The sequence below is a fragment of the Streptomyces stoeckheimensis genome, from assembly GCF_045822005.1.
In the GTDB taxonomy this organism is placed as follows: Bacteria; Actinomycetota; Actinomycetes; order Streptomycetales; family Streptomycetaceae; genus Streptomyces; species Streptomyces stoeckheimensis.
The window spans coordinates 7,022,018-7,048,648 of record NZ_CP169550.1 but is presented as its reverse complement, the minus strand read 5'-3'; the positions used below and the strand labels follow the sequence as shown (position 1 = coordinate 7,048,648).

The 26,631-nt window shown below is 70.3% G+C and carries 24 protein-coding genes; 12 read left to right on the top strand and 12 right to left on the bottom strand.

Annotated elements, in window-relative coordinates; genetic code table 11:
• Position 1 precedes the first annotated feature (1 nt).
• The 4 genes from ACE1OC_RS31920 to ACE1OC_RS31905 all read right to left on the bottom strand — a co-directional run bounded on the left by ACE1OC_RS31920 (position 2) and on the right by ACE1OC_RS31905 (position 8,295).
• Positions 2-3,214 carry a type I restriction endonuclease subunit R gene (locus tag ACE1OC_RS31920; protein ID WP_407841746.1) on the bottom strand — a complete coding sequence of 1,071 codons (3,213 nt, stop codon included), beginning with the start codon at positions 3,212-3,214 and terminating at the stop codon, positions 2-4.
• 79 nt (positions 3,215-3,293) lie between these two features.
• Positions 3,294-4,538 carry a restriction endonuclease subunit S gene (locus tag ACE1OC_RS31915; protein ID WP_407839904.1) on the bottom strand — a complete coding sequence of 415 codons (1,245 nt, stop codon included), beginning with the start codon at positions 4,536-4,538 and terminating at the stop codon, positions 3,294-3,296.
• Positions 4,535-6,601 carry a type I restriction-modification system subunit M gene (locus tag ACE1OC_RS31910; RefSeq protein ID WP_407839903.1) on the bottom strand — a complete coding sequence of 689 codons (2,067 nt, stop codon included), beginning with the start codon at positions 6,599-6,601 and terminating at the stop codon, positions 4,535-4,537. The genes ACE1OC_RS31915 and ACE1OC_RS31910 overlap by 4 nt, the downstream gene beginning before the upstream one ends.
• Positions 6,598-8,295, bottom strand: coding sequence for an N-6 DNA methylase (locus tag ACE1OC_RS31905; protein WP_407839902.1), 1,698 nt, complete (start codon positions 8,293-8,295; stop codon positions 6,598-6,600). The genes ACE1OC_RS31910 and ACE1OC_RS31905 overlap by 4 nt, the downstream gene beginning before the upstream one ends.
• A 152-nt stretch (positions 8,296-8,447) precedes the next feature.
• On the opposite strand from ACE1OC_RS31905, the gene ACE1OC_RS31900 reads away from it, so the two are divergent.
• Together ACE1OC_RS31900 and ACE1OC_RS31895 are read left to right on the top strand one after the other, a co-directional pair.
• The gene (locus ACE1OC_RS31900) at positions 8,448-9,674 is read left to right on the top strand and encodes a DNA sulfur modification protein DndB (RefSeq protein ID WP_407839901.1); all 1,227 of its coding nucleotides are present in this window, start codon (positions 8,448-8,450) and stop codon (positions 9,672-9,674) included.
• 131 nt (positions 9,675-9,805) lie between these two features.
• Positions 9,806-10,165: a zinc ribbon domain-containing protein YjdM gene (locus ACE1OC_RS31895; protein ID WP_250740331.1), complete on the top strand. Its 360-nt coding sequence runs from the start codon at positions 9,806-9,808 to the stop codon at positions 10,163-10,165.
• A 75-nt stretch (positions 10,166-10,240) separates the two neighbouring features.
• Here the strand turns inward: ACE1OC_RS31895 and ACE1OC_RS31890 are convergent, their stop codons facing one another.
• Both ACE1OC_RS31890 and ACE1OC_RS31885 read right to left on the bottom strand, forming a co-directional pair.
• Positions 10,241-11,812 carry an APC family permease gene (locus ACE1OC_RS31890; protein ID WP_407839900.1) on the bottom strand — a complete coding sequence of 524 codons (1,572 nt, stop codon included), beginning with the start codon at positions 11,810-11,812 and terminating at the stop codon, positions 10,241-10,243.
• Positions 11,813-11,962: 150 nt separating this feature from the next.
• On the bottom strand, positions 11,963-12,910 hold the full coding sequence (locus ACE1OC_RS31885) for a hypothetical protein (protein ID WP_375953552.1): 948 nt from the start codon (positions 12,908-12,910) through the stop codon (positions 11,963-11,965).
• 228 nt (positions 12,911-13,138) lie between these two features.
• On the opposite strand from ACE1OC_RS31885, the gene ACE1OC_RS31880 reads away from it, so the two are divergent.
• A complete protein-coding gene (locus ACE1OC_RS31880; RefSeq protein ID WP_407839899.1) occupies positions 13,139-13,570 on the top strand; it encodes an ASCH domain-containing protein in 432 nt (143 codons plus the stop codon).
• 23 nt (positions 13,571-13,593) lie between these two features.
• On the opposite strand, the gene ACE1OC_RS31875 is transcribed toward ACE1OC_RS31880, so the two are convergent.
• On the bottom strand, positions 13,594-13,734 hold the full coding sequence (locus ACE1OC_RS31875; RefSeq protein WP_407839898.1) for a hypothetical protein: 141 nt from the start codon (positions 13,732-13,734) through the stop codon (positions 13,594-13,596).
• 53 nt (positions 13,735-13,787) lie between these two features.
• The gene (locus ACE1OC_RS31870) at positions 13,788-15,443 is read right to left on the bottom strand and encodes an FAD-binding dehydrogenase (protein ID WP_407839897.1); all 1,656 of its coding nucleotides are present in this window, start codon (positions 15,441-15,443) and stop codon (positions 13,788-13,790) included.
• An 82-nt stretch (positions 15,444-15,525) separates the two neighbouring features.
• Here ACE1OC_RS31870 and ACE1OC_RS31865 point away from each other — a divergent pair, with 82 nt between their 5' ends.
• The 8 genes from ACE1OC_RS31865 to ACE1OC_RS31830 all read left to right on the top strand — a co-directional run bounded on the left by ACE1OC_RS31865 (position 15,526) and on the right by ACE1OC_RS31830 (position 21,748).
• Positions 15,526-16,047, top strand: coding sequence for an NUDIX hydrolase (locus tag ACE1OC_RS31865; RefSeq protein WP_407839896.1), 522 nt, complete (start codon positions 15,526-15,528; stop codon positions 16,045-16,047).
• Between the two features lie 144 nt (positions 16,048-16,191).
• Positions 16,192-16,590 (top strand): YidH family protein, encoded by a 399-nt coding sequence (locus ACE1OC_RS31860; RefSeq protein ID WP_266959025.1) that lies wholly within the window; start codon positions 16,192-16,194, stop codon positions 16,588-16,590.
• A complete protein-coding gene (locus ACE1OC_RS31855) occupies positions 16,587-16,928 on the top strand; it encodes a DUF202 domain-containing protein (protein ID WP_407839895.1) in 342 nt (113 codons plus the stop codon). Before ACE1OC_RS31860 ends, ACE1OC_RS31855 begins: the two co-directional genes overlap by 4 nt.
• 92 nt (positions 16,929-17,020) lie before the next feature.
• Positions 17,021-17,323 (top strand): hypothetical protein, encoded by a 303-nt coding sequence (locus ACE1OC_RS31850; RefSeq protein ID WP_250740323.1) that lies wholly within the window; start codon positions 17,021-17,023, stop codon positions 17,321-17,323.
• A 123-nt stretch (positions 17,324-17,446) separates the two neighbouring features.
• Entirely contained in the window at positions 17,447-18,358 is a 912-nt protein-coding gene (locus tag ACE1OC_RS31845) for an MBL fold metallo-hydrolase (RefSeq protein WP_407839894.1), read from the top strand.
• A 147-nt stretch (positions 18,359-18,505) separates the two neighbouring features.
• Positions 18,506-19,594, top strand: a complete 1,089-nt coding sequence (locus tag ACE1OC_RS31840; protein WP_407839893.1) for a phosphotransferase family protein — start codon at positions 18,506-18,508, stop codon at positions 19,592-19,594.
• 10 nt (positions 19,595-19,604) lie between these two features.
• On the top strand, positions 19,605-20,843 hold the full coding sequence (locus ACE1OC_RS31835; RefSeq protein WP_407839892.1) for an acyl-CoA dehydrogenase family protein: 1,239 nt from the start codon (positions 19,605-19,607) through the stop codon (positions 20,841-20,843).
• Positions 20,844-21,118: 275 nt separating this feature from the next.
• The gene (locus tag ACE1OC_RS31830; protein ID WP_407839891.1) at positions 21,119-21,748 is read left to right on the top strand and encodes an acetate uptake transporter; all 630 of its coding nucleotides are present in this window, start codon (positions 21,119-21,121) and stop codon (positions 21,746-21,748) included.
• On the opposite strand, the gene ACE1OC_RS31825 is transcribed toward ACE1OC_RS31830, so the two are convergent.
• Entirely contained in the window at positions 21,745-22,143 is a 399-nt protein-coding gene (locus ACE1OC_RS31825; RefSeq protein ID WP_407839890.1) for a MerR family transcriptional regulator, read from the bottom strand. The two genes, ACE1OC_RS31830 and ACE1OC_RS31825, sit on opposite strands and share 4 nt — an antisense overlap.
• A 62-nt stretch (positions 22,144-22,205) precedes the next feature.
• On the opposite strand from ACE1OC_RS31825, the gene ACE1OC_RS31820 reads away from it, so the two are divergent.
• Positions 22,206-23,366, top strand: a complete 1,161-nt coding sequence (locus tag ACE1OC_RS31820) for an alkene reductase (protein ID WP_407839889.1) — start codon at positions 22,206-22,208, stop codon at positions 23,364-23,366.
• On the opposite strand, the gene ACE1OC_RS31815 is transcribed toward ACE1OC_RS31820, so the two are convergent.
• The 3 genes from ACE1OC_RS31815 to ACE1OC_RS31805 all read right to left on the bottom strand — a co-directional run bounded on the left by ACE1OC_RS31815 (position 23,305) and on the right by ACE1OC_RS31805 (position 26,562).
• Positions 23,305-23,913 (bottom strand): TetR/AcrR family transcriptional regulator, encoded by a 609-nt coding sequence (locus tag ACE1OC_RS31815; protein ID WP_250740316.1) that lies wholly within the window; start codon positions 23,911-23,913, stop codon positions 23,305-23,307. The genes ACE1OC_RS31820 and ACE1OC_RS31815 overlap by 62 nt on opposite strands.
• Before the next feature lie 64 nt (positions 23,914-23,977).
• Positions 23,978-25,801 carry a class I adenylate-forming enzyme family protein gene (locus ACE1OC_RS31810; RefSeq protein ID WP_407839888.1) on the bottom strand — a complete coding sequence of 608 codons (1,824 nt, stop codon included), beginning with the start codon at positions 25,799-25,801 and terminating at the stop codon, positions 23,978-23,980.
• Positions 25,798-26,562, bottom strand: a complete 765-nt coding sequence (locus ACE1OC_RS31805) for an SDR family oxidoreductase (RefSeq protein ID WP_407839887.1) — start codon at positions 26,560-26,562, stop codon at positions 25,798-25,800. Before ACE1OC_RS31805 ends, ACE1OC_RS31810 begins: the two co-directional genes overlap by 4 nt.
• Positions 26,563-26,631: the final 69 nt, after the last annotated feature.

Below are 26,631 nucleotides of genomic sequence, written 5' to 3'. Positions count from 1 at the left end.
ATTACGGTGCAGGAGGCCCGTCAGGCCCGGTGGATTTCGATCCACGGCTCTTCAACTCCGCCGCGCGTTCGGCAGTTGCCTGCCGGTCGGCCTCGCGGCGGGCCGGCCGCCGGATCAAGTTGTACGACTGGGCTGTCGCGACCCGCCTGAAAAGGCGGTTCACTTTCTCGTCGTCGAAGTAGCGGACCATCAGCGCGTCATTGGACTGCGCCTGCTTGATCACGAAGTCATCCATGTCCTTCGCGAGTTCACGGCCGTAGGTCTCCTCGTCTTGGGCCAGAGCCACCTCCTGCATGTCCGTGTCCTCGGCGATCGTCACAACGAGCTGGCCGAGCAAGATCTGGTCTGATGTGGACAGTTCCGCGCCGAGCTCGTCGTTGATGGACTGAATGACCTCGGCGAGTGACTTTTCCTCAACCTCCGCCGCTGCACCTGCGGCCTGGGCCACCAGACCCGGCAGCACCTGGGCTCCAACCGCCTCCAGTTTCAGCTCTGGGGCTCCGGTCTGCTTGACCAGCATGTGGCTGGGGACTGTCTCGCCTATGTCTGCGGCCGCGGTACCGTCGGGACGCGGGAGCCGGCGCAGTAGGAACCGCCCGTACTGGAAGAGCCGTTCGAGCTCCAGGTTCTCGAAGCCGATGATGTGCGAGAGCCAGCCGTACGCTTTGACGTACGAGTCCAGGGCCCGGCGGAACTCCTCGGCCTTCTCCGGCTCCTGGGCCGCGAGACCGTTGAAGCGGTCCACGGCCGGGGCCGTGTAGTGGTAGAGCCGCGCGTGCGCCTTCTTGACCTGGTCCTCTGTGGCGCGGCCGTCGTCGAAGGCCGCGAAGTACGCCTTGACCAGTGCGTCCATCTCGGCTTCCACGAGCAGCTGGTAGCCCATGACCTCGTCCTGCCGGTCGAACAGCAGGTTGGGGTCGGTCGGCTCGGTCAGCGACGTCTCGTAGTAAGCCTGGAAGGCGTCCTTGATGACCTCGAACTTGTTGGCGAAGTCAAGAACGAACAGGTCTTCCTGGGACTTCAGCGGGTGTGTTCGGTTGAGGCGGGAGAGCGTTTGCACAGCTGCGACGTTGGCGAGCGGTTTGTCCACGTACATCGTCGTCAGAAGCGGCTGGTCGAAGCCGGTCTGGTACTTCTCCGCGACGACGAGGATGCGGTACTCGGGCTTGGGTACGGACGGCGGGTTCGAGTCGTCGGCACGCACGTACCCGAACCGGGACGGGAGTTCCTTCTCTGGGAAGCCGTTGAGCTTGGACTCGGTGTACTCAACCTCATCGACTGTCCGTGCACCGGAAAACGCGACCAGCGGGGTGCAGTCCGCGGCGCCTCGCTCATCCACATACTTACGGATCGCGAGAAAGAGCCGGATCGCATGCTCGCGGCTAGGGGTGACGACCATGGCCTTGGCTCGGCCGCCGAGGCTGCCCGCGCTGTGGGAGCGGAAGTGATCGACCATGATCTTGGCCCGCTTCTCCATCGACGCGTTCGACATCAGCGCCGCACGTACCAGCTTGGAGCGCGCCTTGCGCGGGTCCACCTGACGCTCGACCTGCTCGGCCGCGTCGTTCTGCAGCTGATAGTACGTGCCGTACGTGATGAAGGTGTCCAGCACGTTGAGGATGAAGCCTTCGTCGATGGCCTGGCGCATCGAGTACACATGGAAGGGGCCCGGTTGGCCCGTGACCGGGTCCTTCGTGCCGAAGAGCTCGAGCGTCTTGGGCTTGGGGGTGGCGGTGAACGCGAAGAAGGACATGTTCGGCTGCTGGCCGCGCGCCAGGGCTTCGGCGGTCAGAGGGTCCCCGTCGGCGTCCACGGCCCTGGAGCCGAGGGCCTTCTTCAGCGCTGCCGAGCCGTCACCGCCCTGCGAGGAGTGCGCCTCATCGATGATCACGGCGTAGCGGAGCTTCCCGAGCCCGCCGACCTTTTTCAGGATGAACGGGAACTTCTGCAGAGTGGTGATGACGATCCGCGCGGTAGACCCGGTGAGTGCTTCGGCGAGCTGTGTGGAGTCTTCATCGATGCGCCGCACGACACCGGGTGTGTGGGTGAACTGGAAGATAGTGTCCTGGAGTTGTTTGTCCAGAACCCGGCGGTCGGTGATGACGATGACCTTGTCGAAGACCGGCTCATTGGGTTTGGCACCCTTCGCACGGATGGCCTCGCCGAGCTGTGCCGGATCCTCCGGGGTGTGTAGGGACGACAGCCGGTGGGCGAGCCAGGCGATGGTGTTGGACTTGCCCGAACCGGCCGAGTGCTGGACGAGGTAGTTCTCCCCGGCGCCGTGCCGGGTCGCGTGGTCGGTGAGCTGCTGTACGGCGTGCCACTGGTGGTAGCGGGGGAAGATCAACGGCTGAGTGTGCGCGCTGCCGGGACGGTGAGAGGGAGACTTACCGGCCTTCGCCTGCTCGTCCTCGACGTGCAGGTAACGCTCCAGCAGCTCAAGCCAGTTGTCTCGGTTCCAGATTTGTTCCCAAAGGTATGAGACGGGGTACGTGCCGTCCCGTTCGTCCGTGGTCGGCAGGTTGCCGGCGCCGCCGGTGACCCCTGCGCCACCCGAGCCGGTGTTGAACGGCAGGAAGCGGGTCTTCTTCCCCGCCAGGCGGGTGGTGAGGAATGCCAGGGTCGGGTCCACCGCAAAGTGCACGAGGGTGCGCTTGGCGAAGAACAGCTCTTTCGGGTCGCGATCGGTGCGGTACTGGCGGATGGCGTCTTCGACGCTCTGGGGGTGTTGGGTGAGGTGATTCTTCAGCTCGACGGAGGCTGTGGGGATTCCGTTGACGAAGAGTGCCAGGTCTACGGAGTCTGACGACTTCGCTGAGTAGCGAAACTGCCGCACGACGGTGAGCCGGTTGGCGTTGTACTCGTCCAGGGCATCGGTGGCGAGCGTGTGAGCAGGCCGGAAGTAAGCGAGCTGGATCTTCACGTTCCGGTCGTTCACCCCGCGCCGGAACACATCGAGTACGCCGCGGGCGTCGATCTGCTGCGCCAGGCGTTTGGCAAACTGCAGGATCGAGGCGCCCTCGTCCTTGCCGTACTCGGCCTGGAGTCGAAGCCAGGCATCTTTCTGTGAGGCCTGCAGGAAGGCGGTCAACTCATCAGTATTAATGCCGAGTTCGGGCCTGTAGGTCCTCGCAAGGCCCAGCTTCCATCCATGCGCCAGAAGCCCCGCCTCGACGGCGTCCTCAAACGCGTTCTCGGTCTCTACGCGCGCCATGGGGATCACGCCCCGCCCATTACGTTGAGGCGGTGGCGGACGTCACGGACGGACGGTGACCAGCCGTCGTGGCCGGTGATCACTGGGTGTCAACTCCTCGGCCGGAGGCGGTGGAAATATCAAACTGACCAGTCACGGCGGCGGTGATCAGCGCCTGGCGGCGCTCGGAGAGAAGGGCGAGTTGGCGTGCGAGAGCTCTCTGCGTCCGATCGACAAACTCTCCCGTGCGGGTCAACTGATCGATTGCCGAATCTTGCTCTGCGAGCGGAGCATCCGGGATCAAGCAGTCTTTCACAACTGGTGTGGGCAGATTGTTGGCCATGCCTGCGGCGCCGGAAATTCCGAGCTTCAGATGTTCTCTCACTGGGTGGGTGCGGAGCATGTGGGCGATAAACGCGGCGCGGCCTCGAGTTTTGTCGACGTTTAGCCTGTAGACCTTGTCGCAGAGCAGGAGCAGCTGGCCGTTCAGCTCCGGAACAATTCCAACACTACCGATGAGCTCAGTGGATCCACTTGCTCTCGACATGAGAAGATCGCCGGGCAAGAGCTGGTATTCGCGGCGAGACTCCAAGGCGGGCGGAAGTCGCTTGTGCTGCAGCGGATCGAATGTTCCCCCATTGACGCAGCCGGCCTTGACGACCCCCCACTCACCCTCACCTGCGAGGCGATCCTCGCACTGTGGTGACCACCCCTGCTCGATCCCCATTAGTACGTGACGCAGTCGCACAGATCCGTACTTTCCGATGAGTTGAGTGGAGAGGTCGGAAAGCCAGCTCCGGTGCCGTTCGGCAAGCAGACCCACTTGGTTGCTGTGTGCCCGAGAGATCGCGTCGATGCGGGCAGTCTCAGCGTCAAGGAAGTCAGCGATGCGGACTTGTTCCTCCAGAGGAGGTGCCCAGATTTCTACCTCGCCGAGTTCCTCAGCATTGAGATGGGGCTGAGCTGCTCTCGAGCTGACTAGCTTGATCTGGTCTTGGACCACTGTGCTCAGCAAGGCATGTGCTAGATACCGAGATTCGACGGAGAGTGGCGTCACGCGCAGGTCGTACCCTGGCGCACTACCCACCCACTGCTTGGTGATCCGGGCTGAATCTCCGGTGTAAGCCCCGCTTCGCACGACGAGGATCTCTCCTTCTGCGAGGAGTGGGGCCCGCTTGAGGGGAAGATCCTCCAGCTTTGCCCGTAGAAGGCCGCGTTCGGTTACCTTCCCTCTGGCGATGTTCGTCGCGCGCAAGATCGGAATGCCATCTTCGGAGATCATTGGGGGCTGCCCCAACCCGTATTGAACTTGCGCCACGCGCTTCAGCGCGACAGTCGAGGTCATTTCGTCACCTCGCCCAGGAGTGCCTGAATCTCAGCCCCAAGGGACTTGAGCTCCTTGTCGATCTCCGCGAGCGGTCGCGGAGGTCCATACACGTAGAAGTGTCGCGTGAACGGGATCTCGTAGCCGACTTTGTAGCGCTCTGTCAGCTTCGTCTTCGGGTTCTTCAGCTCGGCGATCCATGCGTCCTTGACGTACGGGGTGACCTCTTCCGCCAAGTAGTCGTCGATGTTCTGGTTCATCGGCACGTTCTCGGCGTCGCGAAGGTCGGGGTCATGTTCCGGCTGCTTGGGTTTCGCGTACTGGACCTCGCCCTGTGGGTCGCGTACGCCCACCGCGTCGCGCAGAGCCTTCTGGAAGGCTGCGCCGGACGGCCAGATCAGGCCGGCCGAGGTGACGGCCTTGTGTAGGGCGTCCCATGCTTCGGACTTGGTCGGCCAAACTTCCCCGATCAGGGGACGGAGCGCCTCCACAAACTGGGCCTGGCGCTTGGCTACGTCCTCCTCCGACAACTTCTTGTCGCCCAAGACCTTCTGGAGCGCGGCAGAGGATGCCAGTTCCGCCAGCGTGTCCTCGGTGATCTCGAAGCGGAGCTTGAGCGGGCGGTCCACGGTGATGCGCTGGTAGCCGTACTCCTCGTTGCGGAGGACCTTGACCTTGGCGTGCTGCGGGTGGTTCTGGTCCGCCGCGATTTGCTCGGCGTCGCGGTACAGGGCGCAGATGTCGGCGATCTGCTCCTCCGAGATCTCCTTGCGCTTCTCGCCGAGGGACTTCCGACGCTTCACCCACTCCCCACGTGCGTCGATCATGACGACCTTGCCCTTGCGGTGCTTGGGCTTGCGGTTGCTGAGGATCCAGAAATACGTCGAGATACCGGTGTTGTAGAAAAGCTGGTCCGGGAGGCCGACGATGGTCTCAAGGTAGTCGTTCTCCAAGATCCAGCGGCGGATCTCGGATTCGCCGGAGCCCGCGCCGCCGGTGAAGAGCGGGGAGCCGTTGAAGACGATGGCGATGCGCGAGCCACCGATCTCCTTGCCGTTCTCGTCCTTCTTCAGCGGCTGCATCTTGTGGAGCATGTGCTGGAGGAAGAGGAACGAGCCGTCGTTGATCCTGGGGAGTCCTGCCCCGAAGCGCCCGTCGAAGCCGCGGTCGTCGTGCTCCTCGCGGACCGTCTTCTCCGACTTCTTCCACTCCACACCGAAGGGTGGGTTGGCCAGCATGTAGCTGAACTTGCGGTCTTCGTGCCAGTCGCGGGTGAAGGTGTTGCCGAACCGGATGTTGCCGGCGACGTGCTCCTTGAGGAGCATGTCGGAGCGGCAGATCGCGTACGACTCGGCGTTGATCTCCTGCCCGAACAGGTTGACGCGGGCGCCCGGCTTGAGGTCCCTGATGTGTTCTTCCGCGGCGGCGAGCATGCCGCCGGTGCCGCATGCCGGGTCCAGGATGTCGATGACCGCGCCGGGCCTACGGATCAGTTCCTCGTCGGGGCCCAGGAGCAGTTCGACCATCAGCTTGATGACCTCGCGCGGTGTGAAGTGCTCACCGGCAGTCTCGTTGGAGGCATCCGCGAACTTGCGGATCAGCTCCTCGAAGACGTAACCCATGTCGTGGTTGCTGACCTTGCTCGGGCTTAGGTCCATCGCCGCGAACTCCGCGACCACCAGGTACAGAAGGTCGGCGTCCTTGAGGCGCTCGATTTGAATGTGGAAGTCGTACCGATCGATGATCTCGATGACCTCGGGGGAGAAGCCGCGGATGTAAGCCTTGAGGTTGGAGTAGACGTCCTTGTCGGCACTGCCGATGGTCTTGAAGCTCAGTCGGGAGGTGTTGAAGAACGGGAGCCCCGAGACTCCGATCAGGAGCGAGTCCTTGCGCTCACCTGCGAACGAGTCGTTTCGTGCCCATACGGCCTCTCGCGTGCCTTTCTCATCCATCACGCAGTCGAAGCGGCGCAGTACCGTGAGCGGCAGGATGACCTTGGCGTACTCCGAGCGTTTGTAGTCGCCGCGCAGCAGATCGGCCACCGACCAGATGAAGTCGGCAAGTTCCTGGTTGGTGTTGCTCACTCGGCACCTTCTCGTGTTGTGTCTTGTGATGTCACGTTGTGTGCAGCCTCTGGCGCGAGGGCGCCGTTGGTCAGCCCGTCGTACGCCAGGCGGGTGGCTTGATCGCCCATCCTGGCAAGTTCCTTCAGCCTTCGCTCGAACTCACCCAAGTCCCGGAACACCGCCCCGTAATGGCGTTGCTCTTCGATGGCCATCTGCGGCAGCTGGGCCCCGCGGGGGTCCGCTCGATGGGTGCCCGTGGCGGAGGTGTTGCGGCGGGTATTGGCCGCGCTACGGAGGAATCCCCGCAGGTAGTCCGTGTCGAGCTGGTCGCTGGTGGAGGCTGCCCCGCCTTCCTCTGTACGTACCAGACCTGCCTGGATCAGATCACTGACGCCCACCGGGGTGATCCCGTCCAGGGAGCCTGCTCCTGGGCCAGGTGGCAGCGGGGGCAACAGCTCTGCCAATTCGCGGAGTTGCCGTTCGAGGGCTGTGCGGAGAGTGGTGTATTCGGTCGGGTAGTCGGGCTGGGCCGCTTTCACGTATGAGGACGGCCTGAGGTCTACCTCTTCACGGATGATGTCGATCAGCGGCACATCGGCGACCTGGTCCGGGGTGGGTACCAACGGGCCATCCGGATCGTTGGACGTGAGGTCGACCATGCGTACGGACCGGACCTCCTCATCTGGCGACGCCGGACGGCGAAGCTCCCACAACAAGACCGGCAGGTTGTGGCTTGTCGCCATGCCTGGAGGCAGGGCGGTAACCGAGGCGAGAGCCCCGCGGCGCACCAGTTCCGCCCGGATCCGACGGCCGCTTCTGCGGTACGCGGCGGACGGCGCGAGCGCGATGAGTACGCGGCCGCCAAGGGCGGCATGGAAGTAGCAGTGCTGGAGCCAGGCCAGGTCGCTCTCTGCCCTTGGTGGTGCGCCCAGTTCCCATCGGGCATCGAGCAGCAGCTCCTCACGGCCCCAGTCGTTCTGCCCCAGAGGCGGTTCGCAGAGGACGAGTTGGGCCCGTAGACCGGGATGCTGATCGTCCCGGAGGGAGTCACCTGCTTCAAGGCTGGCCGGGGGGCCGCCGCTGAGCTGACTCCTCAGCTGGGCCAGGCGGAGCAGGCCGGGGTTGAGCTCTTGCCCGGCCCGCCCGGCCCGCCCGGCCGCGTCCGATCCCGCGACTGCCAGCAGGAGCGATCCGGCACCACAGGCCGGGTCGTAGACCAAGCCCTCCACCGGGCCGGCGAAGTGCGCGAAGGCGCGGATGAGGCGTGGGGAGGAGGGTGCCTGCGCACCGCTGCGGCCGGCAGAGGCGAGGAAGCGGGTGATCAGGTCCTCGAAGAGTTGCGGTGCGGTGCGCTCGGCGGCCAGCTGGTCTACGGACTCCCGGAGCTGGCCCTGGAGTGCCGCGCCGGCATTCCCGTTCAGGTGTGAGCCGACACTCACGAGGGCGGCCGTCATGTCGTCACCGTAAGCGGCGCGCAGGGACTGCCAGAGGGTGACCTCCTGCGAGGCTCCTCGCCCCTTGCGCTGCCCGGCCAGCCAGGTCTCGATCTCGGCAAGGGAGAACAGCGGGCCTGCCGCCGTCCCGCCGGCTGGCGCGGGGAAATCGTCGTGTCGGCGTCGCCAATTGGCGACAGCGGCACGAGTGACGCCCGCGAGCCGTGCGATCTGCGCTGCCGTGACGACTGGGGCTGAATCGGATCCTTCGTCCTCCATGAGGGCAAGAGTACACGCAACGACTCGCTGCGGAATCCGTGAGCGCGTTGACAGTGCTAACACAATACTGTCAGTGTTGGCGTACACGGTGAGCACACTCTCCCGGGCCTCAGCCGCGATCCCCCATCTCACTCGTCTGAAAAGGCTTCACGATGACCATCACCATGCCGACCACGACCGTCGAGGGGATCCAGCTCACGGTCACCCCGTTCCGCCCGGACGCCGTGATCGGAACGATGGGGCTGCCGACGCTGCTTCAGCTCGTTCCCTCGCCCCGGGGCGAGGAGGACAAGCGCGCCCTGAAGTACGCCTCCGGTGCGGTGCGTCGACACGCCGAGGTACGCGGGCTCGTGCAGCGGATGCTGAAGACCTCGCAGAAGGGGCGCAACGTGAGCTCGTACGCCTCCTACATCGCCGCCGGCATCGGCGGCGGGCACGGGGCGGCCTGGTCCACGCCGCCCATTACGCTGTGGCTGGACGGCCAGCCGGGGGCAGTGAGCGAGGAGCTGATCGCGGGCAGCGGGATCCGTACGATCACCGTGCTGCCGGGGGCGCCGGTCGTGGCCATCGACGGAGAGACGCAGGTCGCCGCCTGGCACGAGCTGTTCGACAACCCAGAGCGGTTCGGGACGACGTACGAGAAGCTCAGCAGCGTACGGTTGCCGTTCGAGCTGTACTTCGGGCTCAGCGTCGAGGACGCGCGGCAGATCTTCTACGACCGCAACGTCGAGGGTGTACCCGTCGCGAAAAACCTCGCCATGTCGATGGACCAGCGCGACATCGGCACCCAGCTCGCCCACCGGGTCGCCGCTACGGTGAAGGTCGAGCACGACGGGAAGATCATCCCGTTCGGCAAGCTGGTGCAGTCGCGCAAGCGGCAGCTGACGAAGGCTGACCCTGAGGTCGTGACCTTGTCCGCGCTGCGGGTCCTGGTGATCACGGCACTGCACGGGAGGGGAGGGCTCGGGCTCTCCTCGGCCACCGTGCACGAGGGTGAGCTGCCCGAAGGGGTCAGTGCCGAGCAGGCCGAGCGCGAACTCGTACCGTTGCTGTCGCAGCTGATCGGCCAGCTCTTCCCGCACTTCGAGGCGCGTGATGCGGTCTCCGCGCCGGCGGTGCTCGCGGGGCTCGGTATCGCCGCCCATCAGGCCACCAGCTGGGCCTCTGGCGGTACACGGCTGAACACCGAGGAGCTGCTGCGGCTGGTCGAGCCGGTGCGCTTCGAGCGTGAGGCCCGATACTGGGACGGCGTCGCCGCCAGCGCGAACGCGGCCGGAACGCTGAACTTCGGCGGGGGCGCCAAGGACTCCGGCGGGCGGGTCGCCGACGCACTGCTCGGTCCTGACACCGACTACGGGCGCAAGGTCCGCGGCTGGTAGGACCGCGGCCGACAAGAGCAGGGAATCCCCCTCGGACGCCAAGCGAGAACCCCACTTCATGTGGGGTTATCTGCGTTTGACGGCAAGGGTGCAGTGGATCGGGAGTGGATGGCCCGGGATATTCTGTCCGGGTGAACGAGAATCTTCCCCCTTGCCCGAAATGTTCCTGCGAGTACACCTACGAGATGAACGCGCTCGTGGTGTGCCCCGAGTGCGGTCACGAGTGGGTGCCCGCCGAGGGCGGCGCCGAAGGTGGCGCGGACGCCGGGGAGCAGGTCGTGAAGGACGCAGTCGGGAACGTGCTGAGCGACGGCGACACCGTGACCGTCGTCAAGGCGCTCAAGGTCAAGGGCAGCCCCTCGGGGATCAAGGCCGGTACCAAGGTGCGCAACATCCGGCTCATCGACGGGGTCGACGGGCACGACATCGACTGCAAGATCGACGGCTTCGGCGCCATGCAGCTGAAGTCCAGCGTGGTCAAGAAGGCCTGACCCGTACCGGACGCACGAAGAGGGGCCCCGCCGCGGCGGGGCCCCTCTTCTGCTGCTGCGTACGTCCGCTACGGGTCAGCCGCGCGGGGCCGGGATCGCGGCCTCGGCCGACTCCGCCGCCTGGTCGAGGCGGAAGGCCTCGTTGCCCAGGCCGATGCGGGCGTGCACCGCGGGGCGGCCGGAGCGCAGGAAGAGGCCGTACGCCAGGCCCACGAGGGCGGCGGCGGCGATGATGCCGGGCAGGGCCCAGCTCAGCACGGAGCCCTCCTGGGCGCCGACCAGGACGCCGAAGTCCTTGACCGTGTAGACGGCGATGGCGAGCAGCGCGAGGCCGGCGAGGCCCGCCGCGCCGAGCCGCCAGAGCTGGGCGCCGGCGGTGCCGCGGCGGACGAAGAAGGCGATGACCGCGAAGGAGGCGGTGGCCATGAGGAGGGTCACGCCGAGGGCGCCGACGCTGCCCATCCAGGTGAACAGGTGCAGGACGGGCACGGTGGGGTCGCCGGTCGGCGTGTCGTCGGTGAACGCGAAGGCCAGGACGACCACGACGGAGATCACGGTCTGCAGGAGCGAGCCGGTGGCGGGGGCGCCGGTGCCCTTGTTGGTGCGGCCGAAGGCTGCCGGGAGCAGTCCCTCGCGGCCCATGGCGAAGGCGTAGCGGGCGACGACGTTGTGGAAGCTGAGCATCGCCGCGAACATGCCGCTCACGAACAGGACGTGCAGGACGTCGGTGAAGGTGGTGCCCAGCCGGCTCTCGGTGAGCTGGAAGAGCAGGCCGGGGCCGGCCTCGGCGGAGGCCTTGACCACCTCGCCGGGGCCGGTGGCGACGGAGAGGGCCCAGGCGCTGAGGGCGAAGAAGAGGGCGACGAAGCCGACGGCGAGGAACATCACCCGGGAGACGACGATGTGCGGCTTGCTGGTCTCCTCGGCGTACACCGGGGACTGCTCGAAGCCGACGAAGGCGGCGATGCAGAAGCACAGGGCGGTGCCGAGGCCCGCGCCGGTGAGGGTCTCGGGGTTGAAGGCGTGCAGCGAGAGGCCTTCGGGGCCGGGCTTGCCGAGGGCGGCGACGTCGAAGACGACGACGAGGAGCACCTCGATGAGCAGGAGGACGCCGAGGACCTTGGCGTTGAGGTCGATCTTCAGCCAGCCGAGCGCGCCGGTGAGGGCGACGGCGGCCAGGGCCGGTATCCACCAGGCGAGTTCGGTGTCGAGGTAGGTGGCGAAGAGGCCGGAGATCTCGAAGCCGAGGATGCCGTAGACGCCGACCTGCATGGCGCTGTAGGCGACGAGGGCGACGAACGAGGCGCCGGCGCCCGCGGTGGGGCCGAGTCCGCGCGCGATGTAGGCGTAGAAGGCGCCGGCGTTGTGGACGTGCCGGCTCATCTCGGCGTAGCCGACGCTGAAGAGGGCGAGGACGGCGCCGAGGATCACGAACAGCAGGGGCTGCCCGACGATGCCCATGACCCCGAAGGTGGTGGGCATGACGCCCGCGACGACCATCAGTGGCGCGCTCGCGGCGAGCACGGAGAGCAGCAGGCCCGCGGTGCCGAGGCGGTCGGCGCGCAGGGCGCGGTCCTGGCCCTTGTACGTACGGATCTCGGCCTGGCCGGCCGGGTCGGTGAGCGTGGTGGATCTGCCCGTCGGCATGGCGGGGGTGTCCTTTCAGGTGGGGACTGAGCGGCACTTGCTGAGCGGTGCGTACCGAGTGGTTCTGGCTGAGCGGTGCGTGCTGCGTGGTTCTGGCTGAGCGGTACTGGCTGTAGGTCTTCGTGCTGGGCGGTGCGGGCCGGGCTGAGGTCAGGCGGTGCCGAGCGCGGCGCTGCGTGCGGCGAGGAAGGCCTTGTGCGGGTCGCGGTCCGGGTAGGACCAGGGGGCCTGGGTGGCGTGGCTGCCGATGCGCTGGAAGAGGGCGGCGGCCTCGGCGGGGCGGCCCTCGCAGAGCTTGGCGTGGGCGAGGAAGTTGAGGTCCACCCGGTTGCGGGGGTGGTCCTCGCGCTCCCACTCCAGCCACCAGTCGAAGGCGGAGCGCAGCACCTGGCGGGCGCGGCGGCCGGACCAGTGCTCGGCTCCGGCGTCGGGGCCGTGGCCCTGCCCGGCGGCGAGGACGCGGTAGCGCTCGGCGTGGGCGATGACGGGGAGGACGGCGAGCGGGGAGTCGGCCGGGGACTCCTCGGCGGCCCAGGCGGCGAAGTCGTAGACCTCGTGGAGCGGGTCGCTGCCGGCGGCGGGGGCCCGTTCGGCCAGTCGGGAGACCATCAGGTGGTGGGCGTGGTGGTGCTCGCGGTGGCGGGCGCGGACCTGGTCGAAGTGGCGGCTGAACTCCTCTTCGGTGCCGAAGGCGCGGGTGAGGAGCAGCAGGCCGAGCCAGGGGGTGGGGTCGGCCGGGAGCAGGGCCGCGGCGCGGCGGCAGGCCTCCTCGGCGGCCTCGGGGGTGCCCTTGCGGCGCAGGGCGCCGAAGACGGCCGCGCAGGCGAGGAGGGTGACGGCGTCGGCGCTCTCCGGTTCGGCGAGGAGCCATTCGCGGGCCCATGCGGTGGCGGCCGGGGTTTCGGCGAGGACCACGAGACGGTGCCCCCGGCGGTCCCAGTCGTCCCCCGTGGCGACGAGGAGGGAGCGGGCCTTGGCCCAGCGGCCCTGGGTGAACTGCGCGCGCACGTCGACGAGTTCCGTGTCGCAGAGGGCGGGATCGAAGAGCTGGGCGTCCCGCTTGCGGGCGCGGCCGAGGGGCGGCGGAGGGGGCGACATCCGCGGGTTTCCCTCCAGGACGCGGGCGGTTGGGCGGTGTGGCTGGAAGATCACGCACAGCAAAGCGGTACGCACAGCTCCGCGTCAAGGTCCAGTCCACCGGGTGGCTCGTTTCAACTGGTCTTTCACACGAGCGAGTTGGCGCGCTTGTGACGGTTCGCGGCATGTTTCCGCCAGGACGCCTCCCGGTGCGGGCCGGGCCGCCCGCAGGACCGTAGGCTGGGTTCCATGACGGCCTACGCAGACCTCCCGCCCATCGAGTTCGCCTTCCCCGGCCCGCTGCGCGACCAGCTGGTGGCGGCCGTCCTGAGCGGCGCCAAGACCACGACCACGGGCGTCCTGGCCGATTACGAGGCGGCGGGGGACCCGCTGCCCGTGGCGGGCGAGCGGATGGTGATCGTGGACTCCGCCGAGCGTCCGGTGGGTGTCCTGGAGGTGACGGACGTACGGGTCCTGCGGCTGGCGGACGTGGACCTGCGGCACGCGCTGGACGAGGGCGAGGGGTTCACGTCAGTGGCCGAATGGCGCTCGGGCCACGAGGAGTTCTGGCACGGCCCGCAGATGCGGGAGGCCATCGGCGACCCGCACTTCACGGTCGACGACGACACCCCGGTCGTGGCGGAGCGGTTCCGCCTGGTGACCCGCCTGCCCCTGCCGTAGGGATCCTTGCCGGTCGCACCGGATCAGGGAGCGGCGTCGGAGGCATCCGCCGGCAGTGCGGCGACCACGAGGGAGATCGCCTCGGCGACGCCCGCGGCCTCCGACAGCCGGCCGTCGGAGGTCCGCACCTCGTCCTCGCGCAGCCGCCGCCACCGCTCCTCCACGGTGTCCCCGAGGCCGTCGGCCGGGTATCGCCGGACGGGCCCGGGGTCCCGGCTCAGGAGACGGCCCCGGCCGCCGCTCGGCCGGCCGCGCGGCCCGAGAAGATGCAGCCGCCGAGGAAGGTGCCCTCCAGGGCCCGGTAGCCGTGGACGCCGCCGCCGCCGAAGCCGGCGGCCTCGCCCGCCGCGTAGAGGCCCGGGAGGGGTTCTCCCGTGGCGGTCAGGACGCGGGAGGAGAGGTCGGTCTCCAGGCCGCCGAGGGACTTGCGGGTCAGGATCGAGAGCCGGACCGCGATCAGCGGGCCGGCCGCGGGGTCCAGGATCCGGTGCGGGGCGGCGGTGCGGATCAGTTTGTCGCCGAGGTACTTGCGGGCGCCGTGGATCGCCGTGACCTGGAGGTCCTTGGTGAAGGGGTTGGCGATCTCCCGGTCGCGGGCGACGATCTCGCGCCGGACCGTCTCCTCGTCGAGGAGTCCGTCCTTGGTGATCGCGTTCATGCCGCGCACCAGCGCGGAGAGGTCCTTCTCGACCACGAAGTCGGCGCCGTTGTCCATGAAGGCCTTCACCGGTCCCGGGACGGCCTGGCGCGCCCGGTCGATGACCCCGCGGACCGACTTGCCCGTCAGGTCCGGGTTCTGCTCGGACCCGGAGAGCCCGAACTCCTTGCCGATGATGCGCTGGTTGAGGACGAACCACGTGTGGTCGTGCCCGGTCTTCATGATGTGGTCGAGCGTGCCGAGGGTGTCGAAGCCGGGGAACAGCGGTACGGGCAGCCGCTTGCCGGTGGCGTCCAGCCAGAGCGAGGACGGGCCGGGCAGGATGCGGATGCCGTGCTTGGACCAGATCGGGTTCCAGTTATCGATGCCCTCGGTGTAGTGCCACATCCGGTCCTTGTTGATGTGGCTGGCGCCCGCCCCTTCCGCGATGCCGAGCATCAGGCCGTCCACGTGGGCCGGGACCCCGGAGAGCATCCGCGCGGGCGGGGTGCCGAGGCGGGCGGGCCACTGGGCCCGTACGAGGTCGTGGTTGCCGCCGATGCCGCCGCTGGTCACGATCACGGCCTGGGCGCGCAGGGAGAACTCCCCGGTGGCCTCGCGGCCGCTCGCGGTGCCGCGCACGGCGTTGGAGGGGGCCAGGACCTCTCCGGTCACGGTGTCGAGGGTGCCCGCGGTACGGGAGAGCCCGGTGACCCGGTGGCGGAACTTCAGCTGGACCAGCCCGCGGGCCACCCCGGCCCGTACGCGGCGCTCGAAGGGCTCCACGAGGCCGGGGCCGGTGCCCCAGGTGATGTGGAAGCGGGGGACGGAGTTGCCGTGGCCGTTCGCGTCGTAGCCGCCGCGCTCCGCCCAGCCGACGACGGGGAAGAAGCGGACGCCCTGGGCGTGCAGCCAGGGGCGCTTCTCGCCGGCCGCGAAGTCCACGTAGGCCTCGGCCCAGCGGCGCGGCCAGGCGTCCTCCTCGCGGTCGAAGCCGGCGGTGCCGGCCCAGTCCTGGAGGGCCAGCTCGCGGGTGTCCTTGATCCGCATGCGGCGCTGTTCGGGCGAGTCGACGAAGAACAGGCCGCCGAAGGACCAGTGGGCCTGGCCGCCGAGGGACTGTTCGGGCTCCTGGTCGAGCAGGATGACCTTGCGGCCGGCGTCGACGAGCTCGGCGGTGGCCACGAGGCCCGCGAGCCCGGCCCCGATCACGATCACGTCTGCGTCGTACGTCATGTGGAACCCGTCCTCCGTCGATGGTGGGGCGATCCTTTGCTACGGAGCGGTAACCAGTCAACAGGAGCGGAGAGATCACGGCATGAGCGCGGCCGACGAGGTACTGGACGTGGTGGACCGGGAGGACCGGGTGACGGGGCGCGCGCCGCGTGGCGAGGTGTACGCGGCCGGGCTGATCCACCGCTGCGTGTTCGTGCTGGCGCGGGACGGGCAGGGGCGGATCTTCACGCACCGGCGGACGGAGTCGAAGCTGGTCTTCCCCTCGTTCTACGACATGTTCGTGGGCGGGGTGGTCGGCGCCGGCGAGAGCTACGCGCAGGCGGCCCTGCGGGAGGCCGAGGAGGAGCTGGGGGTGGCGGGGCTGGGGCAGCCCGAGCCGCTGTTCAAATTCTTGTACGAGGGCCCGGGCGGTGCCTGGTGGAGCTACGTGCACGAGGTCCGCTGCGAGCTGCCGGTCCGGCCGCAGGCCTCGGAGGTGGCCTGGCACGCGTGGCTGCCCGAGGACGAGGTGGCGCGGCGGGTCGCGGACGGCTCCTGGCCGTGGGTGCCGGACGGGGTGGAGGCGTACCGCAGGCTGCGGGAGTTCCTCTCGGGGCGGGGGTGAGGCGGCCCGGGGCGGCGGTGGACCCGCTCCAGGCTCCGGCCGCGCCCGCCGGGCGGCTGCGGGCAGCGGGGGCGGGGCGCGGCTCCGAGCGCCGGAGGGGCCGCTCCGGGCGCCGCGGGGGCGGGACGCCAGTAGATTGGGCGGGTGATCGACTTCGTCAAGGACGTGCGGCTGTGGTTCGCGCCGGCTCGGGTGAGGGACGAGGGCGAGACCCCCGACTACCGCTTCTCGCTGGCCAACGAGCGGACCTTCCTGGCCTGGATCAGGACCGCCCTGGCCTTGATCGGCGGCGGGTTCGCCGTGGACCAGTTCCTGCCCGACCTGCGGTGGGCGGTGCGCGTGGCGATGGCCTTCGCGCTGCTCGCGGTGGGCGCGGCCTGCTCCCTGCGCGCGGTGAACCACTGGGTGCGGTGCGAGCGGGCCATGCGGCGCGGCGAGGACCTGCCGATGTCCCGGTTCCCGGTGGTGCTGAGCCTGGGGGTCGGGCTGGTCGCGGTGGCGATGGTGGTGGTCGTCCTGCTCGGCTGGACGAAGGGGCGGTGAACGCCTCGGCCGACGCCGCCGACCGCGAGGGTCCCGGCGGGCGTGACGCGGGGCTGCAGCCCGAGCGGACCCGGCTCGCGTGGCGGCGTACGACCCTGTCCTGCGCGGTGGTGGCCGTACTGGCCCTGCGCCAGGCCCTGCACGGGTCCGGCTCCCTGGTGGCGGTCGCCGGGTGCGCGGTGATCGCGCTGCTCTGGCTGGCCTTCATGGGGGTGGCGCACCGGCGGGTGCGGGAGCTGGCGGCGGCGCGGCCGGCCGGGCTCGCGGTGGGTGCGGCGCTGGCCGCGACGGCGTGCACGGTGGGCCTGGCCGTGTTCGCGATGGCGCTCATCGTGTGAGCCGACGAACCGATGGTCCGCCTTGTGATGCCACTCCGGCGCGTAGCGGACACAAGGGGCGAACCCGGGTGTTCCGCACTAGCGTCGGCGTCATGACGACTCTGCACCAGGAACACCCCGCGCAGGAGCACGCCCACGCCCACGGGCCCGACTGCGGACACCAGGCGGTCGAGCACGGCGACCACGTCGACTACGCGCACGACGGCCATCTGCACCGCGAGCACTCCGGACACTGGGACGAATGCGAGCCCTCCGGGCACGCCCCGCACACCGCGCACGAGCACGCCCACGGCGCGGACTGCGGTCACGGCTCGGTCCGGCACGGGGACCACGTCGACTACCTGCACGACGGGCACCGGCACGCGGAGCACGACGGACACTACGACGACCACTGACGAGCGCTGACGAGCATTGACGAGCGCTGAAGAACGCTGACGTCCGGACTCCCCCTCCCCCCGGGGCGCCGTGGCTGGCAGGATGCCCAACGCCCGCCACAGCGACCCGGGGAGAGCGCAGAGATGCCCGCCGAAGAGCCGTACGTCGTCCAGCCCGCGCCCGGGGTCTACGCCTACGTGCAGCCGGACGGCGGCTGGTGCCTCAACAACGCCGGTTTCGTGACCGGAGGCGGCCGGACGCTGCTCGTCGACACGGCGGCCACCGAGCGGCGGGCGCTGGCCCTGCGCGCGGCGGTGCTGGCCGCGGGGGTGCAGCTCCCCCGCACGGTGGTCAACACCCACCACCACGGCGACCACACCTACGGCAACGGCGTGTTCGCCCCGGAGGCGCTGGTCCTGGGGCACGAGAACGCGCGTTCCGAGCAGCTCGCCGCCGGGCGTCAGCTGGAGCTGATCTGGCCGGCGACCGACTTCGGCTCGCTGGACATCACCGCGCCCGATCTGACGTACGGCGACCGGATGACGCTGTACGTCGGGGAGACCGAGGTGCGGGTCATCCACCCGGGCGTCGCGCACACCACGGGCGATTCCATCGTGTGGCTGCCCGAGCGGCGGACCGTCTTCACCGGCGACCTGGTCTTCGCGGAGGGCACGCCGTTCCTGGCCATGGGCTCGCTGGCCGGTTCGCTGCGGGCACTGGAGCTGCTGCGCTCGCTGGGCGCGGAGACGGTCGTACCGGGCCACGGCCCGCTGACTGATCCCGGCGCGTACGAGGCCACCGAGCGCTACCTGCGGTACGTGGCCGAGCTGGCCCGGGAGGGCCGCGCGAAGGGGCTGACCCCACTGGAGACGGCGCGGCAGGCCGATCTCGGGGAGTTCGCCGGCTGGCGGGAGAGCGAGCGGCTGGTGGCCAACCTGCACCGGGCGTACGCGGAGCTGGCCGGGGAGCCCGAGGGGGTCCCGCTGGACATCCTGGCGGTGCTGCAGGACATGACGGTGATGAACGGCGGGACGCCGGTCCTCTGCCACGCCTGAGCGGACGGGTCGGCCGGGCCGGGAGGACGGGCCGGAGGGGACGGGCCGGAGGCCGCTTCGGCTCGGGCACTGGACGGCATACCGACTGGTCGGCATCATGGGTCGCGATCGTTCCGTCGTCGTCAACCCCGTACGGAGGCGCGCACCATGACCTCAGCCCCGGACCCGGCCCCCGCACCGGATCGCCCCGCGGCTCCTTCCGCGGCCCCCTCCGGCCCGCGGGGCCTCGATCTGGAGCGGCTGCGCGGTCATCTCGACCGGGCGCTGCCGGGCCTCGTGGCCGGACCGCTGACCGGCCGGCTGATCGAAGGCGGCCGCTCGAACCTCACGTACGAGGTGGGCGACGGGAGCTCCCGGTGGGTGGTGCGCCGGCCGCCGCTGGGGCACGTACTGGCCACCGCGCACGACATGCGGCGCGAGCACCGGGTCATCGCGGCGCTGCACGGCACCGCGGTGCCGGTGCCCGAGCCGCTGCTGCTGTGCGAGGACGAGGCCGTGCTGGGCGCGCCGTTCTACGTGATGGAGTACGTGGACGGAGTGCCGTTCCGGACGGCCGCCCAGCTCGCCGCGCTCGGCTCCGAGCGGACCCGGCGGGCGGTGCTGGGCCTGGTGGACACCCTGGTCGACCTGCACGCCGTGGACCCGGAGGCGGTGGGCCTGGGCGATTTCGGGCGGCCCGAGGGCTTCCTGGACCGGCAGTTGCGCCGCTGGGGCAAGCAGCTCGCGGCGTCCCGGGGGCGGGAGCTCGCCGGGATCGACGAGCTGCACGGTGCCCTCGGGCGCGCCCTGCCCGACTCCCCCGCGCCCACGGTGGTGCACGGGGACTTCCGGCTGGACAACGTGCTGATCGCAGGAACCCCCTCCGGCACCGATGAGATCCGGGCGGTGCTGGACTGGGAGATGTCCACGCTCGGCGATCCGCTGACGGACCTCGGGCTGCTGGTGATGTACAGCTCCGACCTGGGGCTGACCGATTCCCCGGTCAGCACGACCAGCTCGGCCCCCGGCCACCCGGCTCCCGCCGAGCTGATCGAGCGGTACGCGGCCCGCTCGGGCCGGGACGTCTCGCAGGTCGCCTGGTACACGGCCTTCGCCTGGTTCAAGCTCGCGGTGATCCTCGAAGGCATCCACTACCGCTTCACGCTCGGGCAGACCGTCGGCGCGGGCTTCGACCGGATCGGCGAGCTGGTCCCGGTCTTCATCGAGCACGGTCTGACCACCCTTCAGGAAGGCTGAGGAACCCCCGATGGACTTCGCATTCGACGCCCGTACCGAGGAACTCCGCGGACGGCTCCTCGCGTTCATGGACGAGTACGTCTACCCGGCCGAAGCCGTCGCCGCCGAACAGCGCGCGCGGCTGGCCTCGCCCTGGGACACCCCGGCCGTGTTCGGCGAGCTGAAGGCCGAGGCGCGCCGTCAGGGGCTGTGGAACCTCTTCTTTGTAGACCAGCACGGCCTGCCCGACCGCGAGTACGGCGCCGGGCTGACCAACCTCCAGTACGCCCCGCTCGCCGAGATCACCGGGCGCAGCCCGCACCTGGCGCCGACGGCGACGAACTGCGCGGCTCCGGACACCGGGAACATGGAGCTGCTCGCGCAGTTCGGGAACGAGGAGCAGAAGAAGCAGTGGCTGGAGCCGCTGCTGGCCGGGGAGATCCGGTCCGCGTTCGCGATGACCGAGCCGGAGGTGGCCTCCTCGGACGCCACGAACATCGAGACCCGGATCGAGCGTTCCGCGAGCGGCGACGAGTACGTGATCACGGGCCGCAAGTGGTTCATCTCGGGGGCGATGAACCCGGACTGCAGGGTCTTCATCGTCATGGGCAAGACCGATCCGGAGGGCGCCGACCCGCGCCGCCAGCAGTCCATGATCCTGGTCCCCCGGGACACGCCCGGGGTCGAGGTCCGGCGTGCGATGACGGTGTACGGGTACGAGGACCACGACCACGGCGGTCATGCCGAGGTGGTCTTCGACGGGGCCCGGGTCCCGGCGGGGAACCTGATCGGCGAGGAGGGCGGCGGCTTCGCCATCGCCCAGGCCCGGCTCGGGCCGGGGCGGATCCACCACTGCATGCGGCTCATCGGCATGGCGGAGCGGGCCATCGAGCTGATGTGCCGGCGCGCGGTGGGACGTACCGCCTTCGGCAAGGAGCTGGCCGCGCAGGGCGTCGTACAGAACTGGATCGCGGACGCCCGGGTCACCGTGGAGCAGCTGCGACTGCTGGTGCTGAAGACGGCCTGGCTGATGGACACGGCCGGCAACCGGGGCGCGCACACCGAGATCCAGGCCATCAAGATCGCGACTCCGCGGGCGGTGGTGCGGATCCTGGACGACGCGGTGCAGCTGCACGGTGCGGGCGGGGTGAGCCAGGACTTCCCGCTGGCCGAGCTGTGGGCGGCGGCGCGGACGCTGCGGCTGGCGGACGGGCCGGACGAGGTGCACCAGCGCTCGCTGGCGCACCGGGAGCTGAAGCGCTACCGCTGACCCGGAGGGGCGGGGGCAGGAGCGGGGCGGGGCAGGAGCGGGGGCGGGGCAGGTGCCCGGCCGGGGGTGCCCGGCCACCCCCGGCCGGGGTCCCCGTACGGGCTCCGCGGGCGAGCCGCCCGGGGCGGCCGCCGGGTGACCCCGCCCGGCCCGCCAGAGGCCCATCGGCGGGCCCGGAGGGGGCCCTTCGGCCCGCCCCACACGGCCCGAAGTGGTCCAGACCAGCCCGAGATGTCCGATATCTTGGAGTGTCCCCCCACCGAAAGTGCCCCGCCATGCCCAGCACCACCCTGCCCGCCCCCGCGCCGACCGCGCAGCAGGCCCCGGCCTCCCCCGCCACAGCGCCGCAGGCACGGGCCAACCCCGGCCCGCTCGGCCTGGCGGCGTTCGCCCTCACCACCTTCGTGCTCAGCCTCTTCAACTCGGGGCTGATCTCGAACGCCGCGCTCAGCGCCGTCGTGCTGCCGCTGGCGCTGTTCTACGGCGGTCTCGCGCAGTTCGTCGCGGGCGTGATGGAGTTCCGCCGCGGCAACACCTTCGGGACCACGGCGTTCGTCTCGTACGGGGCGTTCTGGATGTCCTTCGCCGGCTACGTGAAGTTCGTCGTCCCGACGCTGCCGGCCGACCAGGCGCACGTGGCGACCGGCTGGTTCCTGGTGGCCTGGTTCATCTTCACCGCGTACATGTCGATCGCCGCCATGAAGCTGGACGTCGCGCACCGCGTGCTGTTCGTCTCGCTGGCGCTGACCTTCCTGTTCCTCGCCCTCGGCGACCTGGCGCAGAGCACGGCTCTGGGCCACACCGGCGGCTTCCTCGGCCTCTTCACCGCGGGTGTCGCCTGGTACGTCTCCTTCGCCGTGCTCGCCAAGGAGACCTGGGGCCGCGAGGTCGCACCGCTCGGCTAGGACGTCTCCACGGCCATCGGCTCGGCGGCGGTCACGGTCCGGCCCGCCGCCGCGTCGATGACCTCGTCCAGCACCTCACGGGACCGGAGCAGATCGGCGATCAGCCGCTCGATCCGGTCCCGTTCCGTTGTCAGCTCGGCGACGAGCGCGGGCGTGGCCCGTACGTTCGGCCCGCCGTCCGCATCGCGCATGCAGGGCAGGATCTGCCCGATCTTCGCGCTGTGCAGTCCGGCCGCGTAGAGCTCCTGGATCCGGATGACCCGGTCCACCGCCCGCTCGGTGTAGTCGCGGTGGCCGCCGGGCGTCCGGTCGGAGACCAGCAGTCCCTGGGTCTCGTAGTAGCGCAGCGAACGCTGGCTGACCCCGGTCCGCGCCGCCAACTCCCCGATCCTCATGTGCACTCCGTCCCGAGTCCCGACTTGAATCTGACATCAGCGTCAGGTTTTACGGTACCGGCATGACGCAGACACAGCAGGTCCCCACCGCATCCCGTCTCTTCGAATCCGCCCGCCTCGGCGGCCTGGAGCTCCCCAGCCGCCTGGTCATGGCGCCGCTGACCCGCAACCGGGCAGGGGCCGACGGAGTCCCCGGGACCCTCATGGCCACCTACTACGCCCAGCGCGCCTCGGCCGGCCTGATCATCGCCGAGGGCACCACCCCGAGTGCCGTCGGGCAGACCTACCCGAACATCCCCGGCATCCACAGTGCGGCGCAGATCGCCGGCTGGCGCCGCGTCACCGACGCCGTGCACGCCGCCGGCGGGCGGATGTTCCTCCAGCTGCAGCACGGCGGCCGGGTCGGGCACCCCGACACGAGCGGGCACGTCCCGCTCGCCCCCTCCGTGGTGCGGTTCCCGGAACCGCTGCAGACTCCCGGCGGGCTCCGGGAGGCCGTCGACCCGCGGGAGATGACGCCCGGGGACATCGAGGCGACCATCGCGGACTTCGCGGCCGCCGCCCGCAATGCCGTCGAGGCGGGCTTCGCCGGGGTGGAGGTGCACTCCGCCAACGGCCACCTGCTCCACCAGTTCCTGGCGCGGAACACCAACCGGCGTGACGACGAGTGGGGCGGGTCGGTGGCGGGCCGGATCCGGTTCACCACCGAGGTGGTCCGGGCCGTGGCCGAGGCGATCGGCCCCGACCGGGTCGGCGTACGGATCTCACCCGGAGTCGACGTCAACGGCGTCGAGGAGGGCGACACCGAAGAGATCTACCCGGCGCTGGTCGAGGCCCTGGCGGAGGTCGGGCCGGTCTATCTGCACCTGGTCCACGCCGACCCGGAGCAGCCCCTCTTCCGGAAGATCCGCGCGGCCTGGCCCGGCACCCTGATGGCCAATCCCCGGCTGTCCCACGAGGAGGTCGCCTCCGACGGCGGCGGGCCGCGGGCCGAGGCACTGCTCGCCGGCGGCGCCGACCTGGTCGCGCTCGGCCGGGGGTTCCTCGCCAACCCCGACTTCGTTGAGCGGCTGCGCACCGGCGCCCCGCTCAACGAGCTCCGGCCGGAGTTCCTGATGTACGTCTCCGGGCCGGAGGGCTACACCGACTACCCCGCGCTCCCTAAGGACGCAGCGCCCGCATCAGCAGGTCCGCGAGGTGGTCGGCTACCTGCTGCGGCGTGAGCGGGCCGTCCTCGTGGTACCAGGTCGACAGGTGGTGGACGGAGCCGAAGTGGTAGTCCACCACCAGGTCGGCCGGGGTGGCGTCGGAGAAGACCCCGGTGCGCTGACCCTCCTCGACCAGTGCCCGGAAGCGCTCGTGGTAGCGCCGGCGCTCGGCCCGGACCTGCTTGGACTTCTCCGGGCTCAGCTGGTGCATGGAGCGGAAGAAGATCGCCGCGTCGTCCAGGTTCTCGATCGTGGTGACCACGACGTCGGCGGCCGCGGCGCGCAGCCGCTCCTCCACCGGGGCGTCGGAATCGGCCACCGCGTCGAGCCGCTGCTGCTGGAGCCGCAGCATGCGCGCGTACACCTCGTGCAGCAGATCGTCCTTGGATCCGAAGTAGTGGTAGAGAGCGCCCTTGGTGACCCCGGCCGCCTCGACGATCTCCTGGACCGAGGTCCGGTCGTAGCCGCGCTCGGCGAACAGCCTGGTCGCGACGGCGAGCAGCCGGCGCGGTACCGGGGCCTCGTGCGCCCCGACGGTCTCCGTCGTGGTCTTGGCGGCCATGGCTGTCGCCTCCCTTTCGTGGTCCTCGCGTGTGCGGGTCGTACGGACGCGGCCGGGGCCGTTTTCAGCCGTGGTCGCGTTCGCGCAGTTCCCGTCGCAGGATCTTGCCACTGGTCGTCTTCGGAAGGACAGGCAGGATCTCCACCCGGCGCGGGTATTTGTACGCGGCGAGGCGTTCGGCGCAGTACGCGGACAGTTCCGCCGGGTCGGTCTCGGCCCCGGGGCGCAGGCTGACGTAGGCCTTCACGCTCTCCCCGCGGTAGGGGTCGGGGATGCCGACGACGGCCGCCTCGCGCACGGCGGGGTGGGTGTAGAGCACGTCCTCCACCTCGCGCGGCCAGACCTTGAAACCGGAGGCGTTGATCATGTCCTTCTTGCGGTCGACCACGTAGAGCCAGCCCTCGGGGTCCATGAACCCGACGTCTCCGGTGCGCAGTTCGCCGTCCGGGAAGGCCTTGGCGGTGTCCTCGGGCAGGCCCCAGTAGCCGGGGACGACCTGGGGTCCGCGTACGGCTATCTCCCCGGTCTCGCCGAAGGGGACCTCGGCGCCGCTCGCGTCGAGGATCCGTACGAGGGTGTCGGCGCCGGGCACGCCGACGGAGAGGGTGCCCGAGGCCGGGTCCACGGGGGCTTCGCGGTGGACGGGTACGGAGGCGCAGGGGGCGGTGCATTCGGTGAGGCCGTAGCCGTTGCGCAGGTAGAAGCCGTAGGCGGCGCGCAGCCGTTCGACCAGGGCGGGCGGCAGCGGGGCGCCGCCGGAGGAGACCACCCGGAACGAGGCGAAGTGGTCCCGGGTGGCCCCGGGGTGCGCGGCGAGCGCCATGAAGGCGGTGGCCGGGCCCACCGTGTAGGCGGGGCGGTGTTCGAGGAAGGCGTCGAGGACCGCTCCGGCGTCGAAGCGGTGGGCGAGGACCAGGGTGCCGGCGTTGGCGAAGCAGGCGGCGAGCTCGCAGACCATGCCGGTGATGTGGAAGAGCGGGGCGAGCGCGAAGTAGCCGGACCCCTCGGGGAGGGGGTGGCCGGTCACCTGGCGGACGGCGTTGTGGGTGAGCGCGCCGTGCGGGTTCATGGCGCCCTTGGGGGTGCCGCTGGTGCCGGAGGTGTAGCTGATGAGGGCGGTGTCGCCGGCCGTGAGGTCCGGGTCGGGCGGGGCGGGGTGGCCCTGGCGGGCCACTGTGAGCAGGTCGGCGGGGCCCGACGCGTGGGGCCCTGGCGCCTCGTCGGCGATTCCGGCCCCGCCGGCGAGCGGCTCCGCGCGGCGGAACCCGGTAGGGGCGCTGCCGGGCGCGGGGAAGACCCGGGGGTCGTTGCGGGTCTGGAAGTCCGTGTCGTGCGCCGTCAGGGCGACCCGTACGCCCGTCCCCCGTACCGCCTCGCCCAGGTACTCCTCCCAGGCGCGGGCCTCGCAGGCCAGGGCGGTGGCCCCGGAATCGCGCAGGATGTGGCCGACCTCGCCGGACTTGTACATGGGGTTGAGCGGGACCACGACCGCTCCGGCCTTCCAGGCGGCCAGGACGGCGAGCACGAAGTGCGGGGTGTTCTGGAGCATGACCGCGACCCGGTCCCCGCGGCGGGTGCCGCGGGCGGCGAGGTGGCCGGCGAGGGAGTCGGAGAGCGCGTCGGCCTCGGCGTAGGTCAGGCGGCCGTCGAAGTAGGCGAGGGCGGTGTGCCCGGGCGCGCGGGCGACGGCGGCGCGGAAGGCGTGCAGCACGCTGGGCGGGGGCGCGATCGGGGCCCGCTGGACCGGGCTGAGCACGCCGAGCCAGGGCTTGGCGGCGTAGCGGGAGGGCGGGGCGGAGGGGTCCGGGGCCGGGGCGGACGGGTGCGGGGCAGGGGCCGGGGCGGACGGGTGCGGCGACGGGGCGGGGGGCGGGGTGTGTGCGGTCACCGGGTCTCCCACGTGCGCTGGAGGTGGTTCATGCCGCTCAGCCAGCGGTCCGGGTCGGTGGCCCGGGCCGCGTAGAAGTCCGCGACCTCGGGGTGCGGGAGGATCAAGAACCGGCCCTTCTCCATGCCGTCGAACAGTGCGTCCGCGACCGCTTCCGGCTCGATCGCGGTCGGCGCGAGGACCAGCTCGCCCGCCGATCCGGCGGCGGTGAGCATGTCGGTCCGGACCCCCTGCGGGCAGATGGCGTGGACCTGGAGCCCGCGGTGGCGGTAGGTCAGCGAGAGCCATTCCGCGAAGGCGAGCGCGCCGTGCTTGGTGACACTGTACGGGGCCGCTCCGATCATGGTCAGCAGCCCGGCGGCCGAGACGGTGGAGACGAACCGGCCGCTCCCGCGCTCCAGCCAGTCGGGCAGCAGCAGCCGGGCGGCGCGGACGTGGGCCATGACGTTGACGTCCCAGGCCGCCTCCCAGACGGCCTCCTCGGCGAAGGCGTCGCCGCCGGAGGCGAGGCCCGCGTTGGCGCAGTAGACGTCCACGGTGCCGCCGAGCGCCTCGCGGGCCTGCGCGGCCACGGCCGAGGCGTCGCCGGGCACCGCGACGGCACGGTCGCCGATCGCGTCCGCGACCGCGGCTGCCTTGGCGGGGTCGAGGTCGTTGACCGCGACGGTCGCCCCCTCGGCGGCGAAGCGGTGGGCGAGGGCGGCTCCGATGCCGCCGCCCGCGCCGGTGACGACGACTCGCTGTTCCTGGAACGCGTTCACGGGTCCGCCCTTCGTGTGGTGGTGCCTCGATGGCTGCGCGGCCTGCTGACGCCTGCCGGATCACGGGCA

Coding starts and splice junctions, on each gene's coding strand:
- ACE1OC_RS31920 (WP_407841746.1), bottom strand. CDS start 3,214: ATGGCGCGCGTAGAGACCGAGAACGCGTTTGAGGACGCCGTCGAGGCG.
- ACE1OC_RS31915 (WP_407839904.1), bottom strand. CDS start 4,538: ATGACCTCGACTGTCGCGCTGAAGCGCGTGGCGCAAGTTCAATACGGG.
- ACE1OC_RS31905 (WP_407839902.1), bottom strand. CDS start 8,295: ATGGAGGACGAAGGATCCGATTCAGCCCCAGTCGTCACGGCAGCGCAG.
- ACE1OC_RS31900 (WP_407839901.1), top strand. CDS start 8,448: ATGACCATCACCATGCCGACCACGACCGTCGAGGGGATCCAGCTCACG.
- ACE1OC_RS31890 (WP_407839900.1), bottom strand. CDS start 11,812: ATGCCGACGGGCAGATCCACCACGCTCACCGACCCGGCCGGCCAGGCC.
- ACE1OC_RS31885 (WP_375953552.1), bottom strand. CDS start 12,910: ATGTCGCCCCCTCCGCCGCCCCTCGGCCGCGCCCGCAAGCGGGACGCC.
- ACE1OC_RS31880 (WP_407839899.1), top strand. CDS start 13,139: ATGACGGCCTACGCAGACCTCCCGCCCATCGAGTTCGCCTTCCCCGGC.
- ACE1OC_RS31870 (WP_407839897.1), bottom strand. CDS start 15,443: ATGACGTACGACGCAGACGTGATCGTGATCGGGGCCGGGCTCGCGGGC.
- ACE1OC_RS31865 (WP_407839896.1), top strand. CDS start 15,526: ATGAGCGCGGCCGACGAGGTACTGGACGTGGTGGACCGGGAGGACCGG.
- ACE1OC_RS31850 (WP_250740323.1), top strand. CDS start 17,021: ATGACGACTCTGCACCAGGAACACCCCGCGCAGGAGCACGCCCACGCC.
- ACE1OC_RS31845 (WP_407839894.1), top strand. CDS start 17,447: ATGCCCGCCGAAGAGCCGTACGTCGTCCAGCCCGCGCCCGGGGTCTAC.
- ACE1OC_RS31840 (WP_407839893.1), top strand. CDS start 18,506: ATGACCTCAGCCCCGGACCCGGCCCCCGCACCGGATCGCCCCGCGGCT.
- ACE1OC_RS31835 (WP_407839892.1), top strand. CDS start 19,605: ATGGACTTCGCATTCGACGCCCGTACCGAGGAACTCCGCGGACGGCTC.
- ACE1OC_RS31830 (WP_407839891.1), top strand. CDS start 21,119: ATGCCCAGCACCACCCTGCCCGCCCCCGCGCCGACCGCGCAGCAGGCC.
- ACE1OC_RS31825 (WP_407839890.1), bottom strand. CDS start 22,143: ATGAGGATCGGGGAGTTGGCGGCGCGGACCGGGGTCAGCCAGCGTTCG.
- ACE1OC_RS31820 (WP_407839889.1), top strand. CDS start 22,206: ATGACGCAGACACAGCAGGTCCCCACCGCATCCCGTCTCTTCGAATCC.
- ACE1OC_RS31815 (WP_250740316.1), bottom strand. CDS start 23,913: ATGGCCGCCAAGACCACGACGGAGACCGTCGGGGCGCACGAGGCCCCG.